Origin of the sequence: Noviherbaspirillum massiliense JC206 (assembly GCF_000312045.1) — a bacterium.
In the GTDB taxonomy this organism is placed as follows: domain Bacteria; phylum Pseudomonadota; class Gammaproteobacteria; order Burkholderiales; family Burkholderiaceae_D; genus Noviherbaspirillum; species Noviherbaspirillum massiliense.
Genome location: NZ_HE978635.1, coordinates 560,918 through 571,698, shown reverse-complemented (window position 1 = coordinate 571,698; position 10,781 = coordinate 560,918). Strand labels below are relative to the sequence as shown.

9 protein-coding genes are annotated in these 10,781 nt (G+C 59.8%); 5 read left to right on the top strand and 4 right to left on the bottom strand.

Annotated elements, in window-relative coordinates; genetic code table 11:
* Positions 1-2: 2 nt before the first annotated feature.
* A complete protein-coding gene (locus tag HGHM_RS18220; RefSeq protein WP_019143003.1) occupies positions 3-3,281 on the bottom strand; it encodes a maltotransferase domain-containing protein in 3,279 nt (1,092 codons plus the stop codon).
* Here HGHM_RS18220 and HGHM_RS18215 point away from each other — a divergent pair.
* Entirely contained in the window at positions 3,280-3,528 is a 249-nt protein-coding gene (locus tag HGHM_RS18215; protein ID WP_148415774.1) for a hypothetical protein, read from the top strand. The genes HGHM_RS18220 and HGHM_RS18215 overlap by 2 nt on opposite strands.
* 36 nt (positions 3,529-3,564) lie before the next feature.
* Entirely contained in the window at positions 3,565-5,115 is a 1,551-nt protein-coding gene (locus tag HGHM_RS18210) for an alpha-amylase family glycosyl hydrolase (RefSeq protein WP_019143001.1), read from the top strand.
* Between the two features lie 60 nt (positions 5,116-5,175).
* Here the strand turns inward: HGHM_RS18210 and HGHM_RS18205 are convergent, their stop codons facing one another.
* Positions 5,176-6,009, bottom strand: coding sequence for an AraC family transcriptional regulator (locus HGHM_RS18205; protein ID WP_148415772.1), 834 nt, complete (start codon positions 6,007-6,009; stop codon positions 5,176-5,178).
* A gap of 91 nt (positions 6,010-6,100) precedes the next feature.
* On the opposite strand from HGHM_RS18205, the gene HGHM_RS18200 reads away from it, so the two are divergent.
* Positions 6,101-6,637: a peroxiredoxin-like family protein gene (locus HGHM_RS18200; RefSeq protein WP_019142999.1), complete on the top strand. Its 537-nt coding sequence runs from the start codon at positions 6,101-6,103 to the stop codon at positions 6,635-6,637.
* Positions 6,638-6,947: 310 nt separating this feature from the next.
* On the opposite strand, the gene HGHM_RS18195 is transcribed toward HGHM_RS18200, so the two are convergent.
* On the bottom strand, positions 6,948-7,433 hold the full coding sequence (locus tag HGHM_RS18195) for a 2'-5' RNA ligase family protein (RefSeq protein WP_218918059.1): 486 nt from the start codon (positions 7,431-7,433) through the stop codon (positions 6,948-6,950).
* A gap of 233 nt (positions 7,434-7,666) precedes the next feature.
* On the bottom strand, positions 7,667-8,734 hold the full coding sequence (locus tag HGHM_RS18190) for an SDR family oxidoreductase (RefSeq protein ID WP_026076183.1): 1,068 nt from the start codon (positions 8,732-8,734) through the stop codon (positions 7,667-7,669).
* Positions 8,735-9,054: 320 nt separating this feature from the next.
* Here HGHM_RS18190 and HGHM_RS18185 point away from each other — a divergent pair, with 320 nt between their 5' ends.
* Both HGHM_RS18185 and HGHM_RS18180 read left to right on the top strand, forming a co-directional pair.
* Positions 9,055-9,375, top strand: coding sequence for a hypothetical protein (locus tag HGHM_RS18185; protein ID WP_019142996.1), 321 nt, complete (start codon positions 9,055-9,057; stop codon positions 9,373-9,375).
* Positions 9,376-9,560: 185 nt separating this feature from the next.
* Positions 9,561-10,577, top strand: coding sequence for an ABC transporter substrate-binding protein (locus HGHM_RS18180; protein WP_019142995.1), 1,017 nt, complete (start codon positions 9,561-9,563; stop codon positions 10,575-10,577).
* The last annotated feature ends 204 nt before the right edge of the window (positions 10,578-10,781 follow it).

Here is a 10,781-nt window from a genome sequence, read left to right as displayed (position 1 = left end):
GCTCAAGTCCCCCTGTGGCGGATGCGCCAGATGGCGTAGGGGCAGTCATACGGATCCAGCCTCAGCTGCTGGGTTTTCCCGTGCCAGGAGACCTTGCCGCCATTGACCAGGTCGTCGGCCTCGAGCATGCCATCGTCCGCCAGGCCGAATTCCCACATCGGCAGTTCGATCTTCGCGTCGTGCGCGGCGAACGGGTCGAGGTTGATCGCCACCAGCACTACGTTGTCGCCGATGCGCTGGCCGCTGTCGGCCGGTTCGGTGGTTTTGGCGAAGTACAGGATGTTATCGTCGGACGCTTGCAGGAAGCGCACGCCCATGTGGGATTGCAATGCAGGGTTTTCCATGCGGATGCGGTTAAGCTGGCTGATCTCTCGGATGATGTTGCCGGGACGTTGCCAGTCCCAGGCCTTGATTTCGTATTTTTCGGAATCCAGATATTCTTCCTTGCCCGGTATCGGCGTGCCTTCGCACAGCTCGAAGCCGCTGTACATGCCCCACAGGCCGGACAGCATGGTGGCCAGCGCGGCGCGGATCAGGAAGCCGGGCCGGCCCGAGCGCTGCAGGAAATAGGGATTGATGTCGGGCGTATTGACGAAGAAATGCGGACGGAAGTATTCGCGCACGGACGTCTGCGTCAGTTCCGTCAGGTACTCGGTGAATTCTTCCTTGGTGTGGCGCCAGGTGAAATAGGTGTAGGACTGCGAAAATCCCGCCTTGGCAAGCCGGTACATCATCTTCGGTCGGGTGAAGGCTTCGGACAGGAAGATGGTGTCCGGGTGGCGCCCGCGGATGTCGGCGATCATCCATTCCCAGAACGGCAAGGGCTTGGTATGCGGATTGTCGACACGGAACACGCGCACGCCTTCGCGCACCCAGAACAGCACCACGTCGCGCAGCGCCATCCACAGGCCGGGCACCGCACCCTTGGCATAGAAATCGACGTTGACGATGTCCTGGTATTTCTTCGGCGGATTCTCCGCATAGCGCAGCGAGCCGTCGGGGCGCCAGGCGAACCATTCCGGATGCTGCTTGAGCCAGGGGTGGTCGGGCGAACACTGGATCGCGAAATCAAGCGCCAGTTCCAGGCCATGCCGCTTCGCTTCGTCGCGCAGGCGGCGGAAGTCGTCCAGCGTGCCGAGCTGCGGGTGGATTGCATCATGCCCGCCCTCTTCCGCGCCAATCGCATACGGGCTGCCGGGCTCGCCGGGCCCCGCGGTCAGGCTGTTGTTGCGGCCCTTGCGATGCTTCCTGCCGATCGGATGGATGGGCGGGAAATAGAGCGTATCGAAGCCCATGGCCCGGATTGCGGGCAGGCGCCGGATCACGTCGTCGAAGGTCCCGTGCCGTGCGGGGTCGCCGCTCTGCGAACGCGGGAACAATTCATACCAGCTGGAAAAGCGTGCAGCGGGGCGCTCCACATCGATGCGCAACACCGGTTCGCTGCGCACCGCGAACGGCCGCGCATCCGCTGCGCGCATCGCTTCCATGGTCGGTTCCGACAGCAGGGCTGCGATCCGTTCGCCATCGTTGCCGGCGGCATCGCGCATGCCCGGCTCCGCAGTACGCAGCGTCTGCGCCAGCGCGCTCAGGGTGGCTGCGACGCTGATGCCGTTTTCCTTCGCATGGCGGGCGGCGGCTTCCACCATCAGCCGCCCCTCTTCCAGTTCGAGGCTGACATTCAGGCCTGCCGTGGTTTTCTTTTCCAGTTCATCGCGATACGTCGCGAAGGCGTCGCGCCAGGCTTCGACCGCAAACAGGTAGCGGCCGATGCGCGTGAGCGGCAGCGGCGCGCACCAGCGGTCGTTGCCCAGCGGATGCATGCGTGTCTCATGCCACTCGGTTTCGTCCGCGCTGCGCCACAGGAGCACGACGGCCAGCTTGTCATGGCCATCGATGAACACATCCGCCTCGACCTGGACCACGTCGCCGATGATGCGCTTGACCGGGAACCGGCCCTCGTCTGCCGAGGGCGTGACCGCTTCGATCGCGATGCGCGGCATGCGTGCTGCCGCGATGATGGCGTCGTCGTCCTGTGGCAGCGGCGTCAGGATGGGTGCGAGGCGGCGTGCGCTGAAGACTTGCAGTTCCGCCGGAGCGAGCTCCAGTGCCTGGCCCGGCGCGGGTGCGATACCGGACTGCGGCCAGATGCGCTCATGGCGCACGAAGCCGCCGCCGCGTTCCAGCAGGCGGCTGTCGTTGACGGCGCAGGCGCGCGCGCTGTCGGCATTGGCGACGATCAGGAGGGCCGCACCGGAATCCGGTTGTGCCGCAGCCTGCTCAGCCCAAGGCTCGCGCAGCAGTACCGCGACTTGCGCATCGAGGCCGCTCAGCAGGCGCAGATGGGCGCCATAGAAATCCGCGCCGCTGGCCGCAATGAAGGCATTCGCGCGGGAGATCTCGTCGGAAAGGTCGAACACCGCCTGCTCACCGTCTCCCGCCGCCGCATCGCGGCGCGACATGCCGTACTCAAATCCCATGGGCACCAGGATGCCGTTGCCGGTGGCCGCGGCCAGGCGCAGCGCGCGCTGGAAGAGGCGGCGGCGCTGACCGATCTCGTCGAATCCCGCCACCCGCGCGATCACCTCGCCATCCGGGCTGTCGGGAAAGGCAATCGGCGGCGCGATGCGCGCCAGCCGCGCCTGCTCTTCCACCAGCCAGCGCGAGCGGTAGTCCCACCAGGCACCGGAGGAAAAGCTGCCATCGAAACCGCAATCGGCCAGGGCTTCGAGCTGCTCCGGCGTGCATCCGGGTGTCCAGGCGAGGAAGCACAGCGATGGCTGCACGGCCTTCGCCGCTTCGATCAGCTTCTTCCAATATGACGCCGGCGGGCCGGCCACATCGATGCAGCGAAAGCCTGCCACACCTGCATTGGCGAAGGCGCGCAGTTGGCCCAACCACCAGCCGAGCACGTCTTCCGCAACCTGGGGGTCGTCCAGGCGCAACCTGCGCACGGCCTGCTGCTGCGGAAGCCTGCGCGGGTCCGGCAAGTCATCGGCTTCCTCGCCGGTGAACCAGTGCGGATGCGTGTCGGCTAGCCGGTTGTCGCCGGCGACGCTGCCGATGTCAAGGTCGACCAGCAGCTGCAGCTTGTTCCGGGCGCAGCTGCGCGTCAGAGCGCCCGGCGCCTCGCCGGCATGCGCTGCAGAGACGGTCGGCATCAGCACATGGGTGAAGCCCATCTGTGCGCAACGGTCGAGATGCGCGTCGAGTTCCGATGCAGGAGTAGCGGGATGCAGGGCATAGATCCGGGGCAGGAAAGGTGTTGCGCGGGGCATGCTCATGAAAGGGATGGATCGGATGAAAAGAGGCTGGATGCAAGGGTTGCAATTAAGAGCGACGAGAATGCCAATTTGTTCTCAGGAAGACATTCAGAAATCGCAACTTCCTTGCATGAAAGAGATGATCTTTATCGTTCTGCCCACAATTGCTGTTGCCCTTCAGGAACAAAACAGCCGCGCGCGCGATCTACCCTGGCGGGAGATTCTTATGGGCAATAAGATTGGCGAACAGGGAAGCGCCTCGCATTGACAGCGAGGCGAGCCGCCGCAGATTTGTGAGACTTCAATGATCATTTACCAGGTTTATCCGAGAAGCTTTTACGACTCGAACAGTGACGGCATAGGCGACCTGGCAGGCATCGAAAGAAAGCTTGCCTACATCAAGAGTCTCGGTGTGGATGCCATCTGGATCAGCCCCTTCTTCAAGTCGCCGATGAAAGACTTCGGCTACGACGTCGCCGATTACCGCGCAGTCGATCCGATTTTCGGCACGATGGAAGATTTCAGGAGCCTGATGAAAGCCGCGAAGGCGCAGGGTCTCGGCATCCTGGTCGACATGGTGATTTCGCACACCTCGGACGAACACGAATGGTTCCGGCAAAGCCGGGCGAAGGAAAACGGCAGGGATGACTGGTACCTCTGGGCCGATCCGAAGCCGGATGGCAGTCCGCCCAACAACTGGGTATCGGTATTCGGCGGCCCGGCCTGGCGCTGGGATGCGGAGCGGCGCCAGTATTACTTCCACTCCTTCCTCTCCAGCCAGCCCGACCTGAACATGCATCACCCGGATGTGCAGAAGGCGGTGCTGGCGGAAATGGACTTCTGGCTCGACATGGGCGTGTCCGGTTTCCGCTTCGATGCCTGCAACCACCTCTTCCAGGACACGCTCCTGCGCAACAACCCGCCGCGCGACAATCCCGTCGACGCGCTCCATCCCTACGGCTTCCAGGTGCATGTGTATGACCAGGGCCGGCCCGAGATGCTGCCCTTCCTCGAAAAGGTCCGCAAGCTCCTCGACGCCTACGGCGCATTCAGCCTGGCCGAGGTCGGCGGCACCGATCCGCTCAAGCTGATGGGCGAATACACTCAGCCCGGCCGCCTGCATTCCGCCTACAGCTTCGCGCTGATGCGCGGCGACAGCGGTGCCGCCTATGTGCGTAATGTCATCGCCACGCTGGAACACCACATCCATGATGAAAGCGCCGCCTGCTATGCGATGAGTAACCACGACAAGGCGCGTGTCGCCACCCGCTGGCAGAACGGCCGCGACCGCGATGCCACCGCCCGCATGCATTTCGCGCTGCTGCTCGCCATGCGCGGCGACATCTGCCTCTACCAGGGCGAGGAACTCGGCCTGCCGCAGGCCGAGGTCCCGTTCGAGCGCCTGCAGGATCCCTTCGGCAAATCCTTCTGGCCGAAATTCAAGGGCCGCGACGGCTGCCGCACACCCATGCCCTGGGCCGATGCCTTGCATGGCGGATTCAGCCATGCCGAACCCTGGCTGCCGGTCGACCCGGCACACCTCGGCATGAACGTCGCGCTGCAGGAAGCGCAGCCGGAGTCGATGCTGCAGTTCGCGCGGACACTGATCGCCTTGCGCAAGGCGCGGCCGGAACTGCACCAGGGCAGCATCGAATTGCTTGACTCACCGGAAGGTGTGCTTGCGTTCGCCCGCCGCCATGGGGGCAGCAGCATCGTCTGTCTGTTCAATCTGGAGGGAACAGCAAAGAAGGTGCAGGGCATCGACTTCGCCGAGGTCGTGATTGGAGAGCATGCGCGTGTCGAGGAGCGCGCGGTGACGCTGGATGTGAGCGGGTATTGTTTGCTGCAGAGCTGATTATCGACGAATGCTTGAGGGTATAAGTAAAGGCCGCTGAGCGGATGCCCGCTTGCGACCCTAAACGGCCCGTCCGGCAGTTGTCGCAGCATGCTGGGCCAGCGCCCGCGACAACGCGGAGACGCTCGCGTATCCGGAGAGCTTCGCTGCACGCTTCAGACCTTCCCCCCTGCTCACCACCTTGTCAGCTATCGATAGCCGTAGTCTTTTCAGATAATTGCCGGGCGTCTGACTCATCACTTCCCGGAATCGGACGGCGAATGCCGTCCTCGACATGCCGGCTTGCTCTGCCATCGTCTCCAGGCTCCACGGTGCCTCGGGAGCACCATGAACTGCAACAAGTGTCCGGGCGATACGCGGATCAGCTAAACCGCCGAGCAATCCGGATGCAGTGCGGGGATGCGCGAGCAGGTGCCGCAATACGCCAATGAAAAGTATTTCCCCGGCTCTGGCTAAGAGCGCGGGATGGCCGCACCTGGGATCGGCAAGTTCCGACGCGATGAGTTGCACGACGAGATCCAGTTCTGTATCCGTGCCGCGGAGGGCTAGAAGTAGGGGCCGATCGAACGCTTCCAACAGGAGGGTGGCGGCTGGTCCTTGAAATGACGCGTCGATGTGCAGCAGATGCACTGCATCATCGCCGGGCAGCGAGCGCAGCAAATAGCGGTCGTCGGCCCGAAAAACAGCAACTGCGGGTGCAGAGAGAGTCTTGCATTCCTCGCCAGGCCTTTCGACCTGCATCCGGCCCTGGGTGAGCAGATGTAGTCGCAGGCCGTCGAACTCATTTGGCTCGAAACTTTGCGGGTTCAAGATCTGGCCGGCAAACCGGACAATCATGGTCGGAGCAAGCCCGTCCAGTACTGCAGAAAGCCGGTCAAGGCGCATTGGTCCCATGTTTTGAACGAATTGCTAGAGAATTTGAACGAATGATTGCAGATAGTACAGCAGAATTTGGTTTCCTACCCAACCATAGAAGGAGGAAATCATGCTTGTTCCGCGCCAGAGTGTCCCTGCCCTCACCGTGAATACCGTTGCTCACGGTTCATTCAGCCTGCTGAGCGGGCATGCCGAGCGTTTTACCATGGTGGTTTTCTACCGCGGCTTGCACTGCCCTATTTGCGCCAAGTACCTGATGGAGTTGGAACGATTGGTTCCCGAGTTTGACAAGAGAGGCGTACGGGTATTAGCAGTTTCCTCGGACGATGCGGAACGAGCGGGCGCAATGGCAGAGAAAATCAAGGCTGTCCGGCTGCCACTGGGTTACGGATTGGATCTGCGAACGGCCAGAGAATGGGGCCTGTATGTGTCAGAGAGTCGTGGGAAAACGTCTATCGGCATCGAAGAACCGCCGCGCTTTTCCGAGCCTGGCGTATTCCTCATACGGCCTGATGGTTCCCTATACTACGGCTCTGTGCAGACAATGCCGTTTGCCCGGCCGAACTTCACAGATCTTATCGGTGCGATTGATTTTGCCGTCGCTCACGACTATCCCGCTCGCGGCGAGTACGTAGGCGAGCTTTAGCCGTTAACTCGACAGGCCAGCCCGGATCCGGATGCCGAACGTTCTGATCGTGAACTGACAAGTCCCCCCCAGAACGGACGTGTAGACAACAATAGATGATTTCCAATTCTGAATATGGGAAGCGCTTTTAAGACATTCAGCAGCTCACGGGCGTGAGGCAGGCTTTACACGTCCGCCAAGAGCGCCAGGTTGTCATCAACGGCTATCCCAATGGCCTTATGGGCATAAACTGTGGCACCGAGCCAGCATTGGCTCGGCGCACAGCCTGCAGGTTTATCGAAGAAGCGTCAGACGCCCTGATCGAAGCACCCTATGCGTCCGCAAATGGAAACTCGTCGATACAGTGCCAGGGACCGCCCCGGTATTCCCATAACAATAAGCTTGCCGATTTTCCTGACATCATCGTCCACCGCGGCGCAAGGGAATCATGGAGTTCACGGGCTTGCTGCGGCGATACCTTGTTTTGAATGGTGACATGCGGCCGAAAGCGTTGGCGGTCCTGGGGGCTTAACCAGGCACTGAAGCACGCTGCGAGTTGATCATGCAAACGCTGTAGCTCGTCACTCTCGATTTCGATGGCAACTCCACGGCCGAGCATCCGGACGCGGGGAAATTCGACAGGGATCGGTGCCATGTGTGCGCATATTTGTTGCAAGTGCGAACAAATAGTCGGCAGCTGTTCGCCTGGAAGCGCATGGAATAAGGTGACGTGTGCGGATAAAAAGTTGCGCTCCGGTGGAAAATGAATCCGACGTAATTCATTTAGCCGCGCGAAGGAAACGTCATCCAGTTTCAACGTCACAATCAGCGGAGATGTTCGGACCAAAATTACTGTATTGATGAGTTGACGAGGGAGGCGCTGCCCAAGCTTAATTCACGATAGCAAAGCCGACCTGCGGAGGCGCAAGCGGGACAGGAAGACGCTATGAAGTCCGATGTCATTGCAGCCAATCTCCATTGCATGCGCTTTGTCAATGGTTCATGCCGCCTGAACAGCCAGCATGCAGAACTCCGTCCGTCACGACCTGATCAGGGAATCAGGCGCGCGGCCCGCAGTTGGGAAAATAAGTCAAAGAATGATTCATCGGTTGCCTGATAGGCCGAAAAGCCAAGCTTGCGGCTTTTCGCCATATCGGTCATCACTTCGATGGGCCGGCCCAGATCAAGGTCGGTATGCCAGGGTGACGCCAGGCGATCCAGATCCGGTTCGGCCAGCCCATGGCGCTGCGCCATGTCGCGCCACCGTGCATGATCGTTTGCCATTGCGGCTTCGAGTGGCTGCGCGCGGCCGCTGAATCCCGCCGCCGGTACGCCGAACCAGTCGGCCAGTCGTCCCCACAACCAGCTCCAGCGAAACACATCCCCGTTCACGATATTGAACGCTTCATTGCGGGCAGCGTCCGTATCGGCTGCCCAAACCAGTTGCCTGGCCAGCATGCGCGCATCGGTCACGTCGGACACACCTTTCCATTGCGCTTCAGAGCCGGGAAATTGGAACACCCGTCCAGTCTCCTTGCATATCGACGCGTAGACCGCCAGCGTGGTGCCGAGATTCATTGCATTACCGACGGCCATACCGATCACTGTATGGGGACGATGAATGCTCCAGGTGAATCGATCACGCTCGGCAGCGGCATATACCTCATCTTCCTGCGCATAGTAAAAATTCTCGATGGGAAGCCGTGGCTGAGTTTCCCGCAACGGCGTCTCCGGCAAGGTCCCCGACTGTGCATATGCCTCGAACGGACCAAGGTAGTGCTTCAAGCCGGTCACCAATGCTACATGGCGCAGCATTTGTTTTGAGGCAAGTGCAGCGAGCAGATTCCGAACCATGCTACCGTTGACTTGGATATTCTCGGCTTCCGTGTCCTTGCGCATCCAGGTCGTAATAAATACATGTGTCGGATTGACTTCAGCCAGCGCCGCCCCAAGACTCTCCGGTTTAAGCAAGTCAGCGGCGACTGGTATCATGCCGGCAACATCTTGTGCTGGCCGGCGTGCCAGCCCGTAAACAGTCCAGCCGTTTGTGACCAGCTCACGCGCAACATGGCTTCCACCGATGCCGCTAGCCCCCACTACCAGTGCGGTTCGTCGCATAACTTTCTCCAATATAAGTCTGGATTGATCTTGTGCACCATCCACCATGGGACACCGAGCGCATAGGAAAGTGCTGGCCTCTACGGCCATTGCGCGTGTTTATATCGACGGTATCTCCGCACATCTAGCCTCTGGCGGCAACCCGTCCTTCACATGGCCCTGCCCGATTGGCCGGGGAATCCGAACCATTGCACTACACGTTCCTCACTTCCTGATCCAGGCCGGCGCCCCATTCGAACGCCTGCAGGATCCCTTCGTCAAATCCTTCTGGCCGAAATTCACGGCCTGCGACGGCTGTCGGTGATTGAGCACACCTCGGCATGAACGCCGTGCTGCAGGAAGCGCAGCCGGAGTCGATACTACAGTTCGCGCGAAAACGGATCACCTTGCGCAACATGCGGCCGGAGCTGCACATGGGCAGCATAGAACTGCTCGGCGCGACCGAAGGCGTACTTTCCCTTGTGCGACGCTACAGCGATAGCAGCATTGTTTTTCTGTTCAATCTCGGCGGCACGCTAAAGAATGTGCAGGACATCGATTTCGCAGAAGTCGTAATTGGAGAACATTGCAAGAGAAATGGAAGTGTTCAGGAAAGGACGCGTGGCTCATTGACAGGTTTTCGCTCAACTCAATCCAGTTGAAGAAATCATTCTGCTATTGAAGCTGCCGTTTATTGTTGCTGCCTTATTTACAGATCCAGAGAAAAAATACGTAGCTTGATATGTATTAAGGAAGCACATCGAACAATAAAGGCGATAAGCCTCCAGAGACCTAAGATGGCTTTATCGCTTCAGCATTGCAGCCGTTTTATTCGGAAGGAAATACCATGGACCGGCGTACTATTCTCGCGGGCGTGGCAGCCCTTATCGCAGGTTTGGTAATCTTCCCAGAAACACCAAATGCGCAGCAAACTGGCAGGGTTTACCGAGTCGGCGTCCTTATGAATGGCGGCGCTACCATAGATGGGAAACCCAATCCGGCATTCGATGGGCTTCGCAAAGGCATGGCGCAACTTGGCTATGTTGAGGGAACCAACATAATCTATGAAGCGCCTTTTCCGGAAGGACGACTTGAACGTCTGCCTGGCTTTGCTTCCGAACTGGTAGCCAAGGGCGTTGATGCCATTTCCACCTTTGGGGGCCCATCAACGAACGCTGCGCGAAAGGCGACAACGACAGTCCCGGTCGCAGCTGCTCTCGTTGCCGACCCGCTAGCGATAGGAGTTGCGAAAACGTTGGAGCGCCCTGGAAGAAACATTACCGGGGCAACGAACAACGACCCTGAGCTCGCCAGGCGGCAGTTAGACATGCTGAAAGCGCTTTTACCAAAACTAGCGCGCGTTGCGATTTTGAGCGACTCTGACATTCCCGGCGCTGATGCCAGCGGCCTCGCCCCCATAGAACGGGCCATTGTAGCCGCCGCTCGCTCCGCCGGTCTCTCGTCTCAAGTGCCGAAAGTGCGCGGCCCGAACCCTGATCTGGAAAATACTTTCAAGGCCATGGCCACCGAGGACGCACAGGCGCTGGTCGTGCTGGAAGTACCCGCCACCATTGCGGCCCGCAAGCGCATTGCGGAATTCGCTTTGAAGCAGCGTTTACCAACAATGTTTTGGGGTGGTGCATCCGATTCTGGTTGCCTGGTAAGTTATGGCACTCCCTTCACCACTGACTTCCCTCGGCTGCCGCCCATCATCGATAAAATATCGAAAGGTGCCAACCCAGCTGACACGCCGCTTGAGGTCGTTTCTCGCCGTGAGCTAGCTATCAACCCAAGGACCGCTCGGGAATTGGGAATAGCTATTCCTTCGGACCTTTTGGAAACCGCTAACCACGTCATTGAATAAACGCCGCAATGCACCTGTCGCGGTTTCTCTTGGTAGAACCAAGAACGATATGGGGCTAGCAATAGATCTTGCACTGTCGAGTACGACGATCCAGGTAAAAGAGCCATTTGAGAATGAAGGCCGACCAGCCAAAAATCGATCGGATGCCGTCATTGACGACCGTCTGCTCCCGATCCGGAGCGGGCTTAGAAGTTTCGCGAAAAT

What these genes read in the sequence shown, in the direction of transcription:
- HGHM_RS18215 (WP_148415774.1), top strand. Translation starts at nt 3,280, where the DNA reads ATGAAAGGGATGGATCGGATGAAAAGAGGCTGGATGCAAGGGTTGCAA.
- HGHM_RS18220 (WP_019143003.1), bottom strand. Translation starts at nt 3,281, where the DNA reads ATGAGCATGCCCCGCGCAACACCTTTCCTGCCCCGGATCTATGCCCTG.
- HGHM_RS18210 (WP_019143001.1), top strand. Translation starts at nt 3,565, where the DNA reads ATGATCATTTACCAGGTTTATCCGAGAAGCTTTTACGACTCGAACAGT.
- HGHM_RS18205 (WP_148415772.1), bottom strand. Translation starts at nt 6,009, where the DNA reads ATGGGACCAATGCGCCTTGACCGGCTTTCTGCAGTACTGGACGGGCTT.
- HGHM_RS18200 (WP_019142999.1), top strand. Translation starts at nt 6,101, where the DNA reads ATGCTTGTTCCGCGCCAGAGTGTCCCTGCCCTCACCGTGAATACCGTT.
- HGHM_RS18190 (WP_026076183.1), bottom strand. Translation starts at nt 8,734, where the DNA reads ATGCGACGAACCGCACTGGTAGTGGGGGCTAGCGGCATCGGTGGAAGC.
- HGHM_RS18185 (WP_019142996.1), top strand. Translation starts at nt 9,055, where the DNA reads ATGAACGCCGTGCTGCAGGAAGCGCAGCCGGAGTCGATACTACAGTTC.
- HGHM_RS18180 (WP_019142995.1), top strand. Translation starts at nt 9,561, where the DNA reads ATGGACCGGCGTACTATTCTCGCGGGCGTGGCAGCCCTTATCGCAGGT.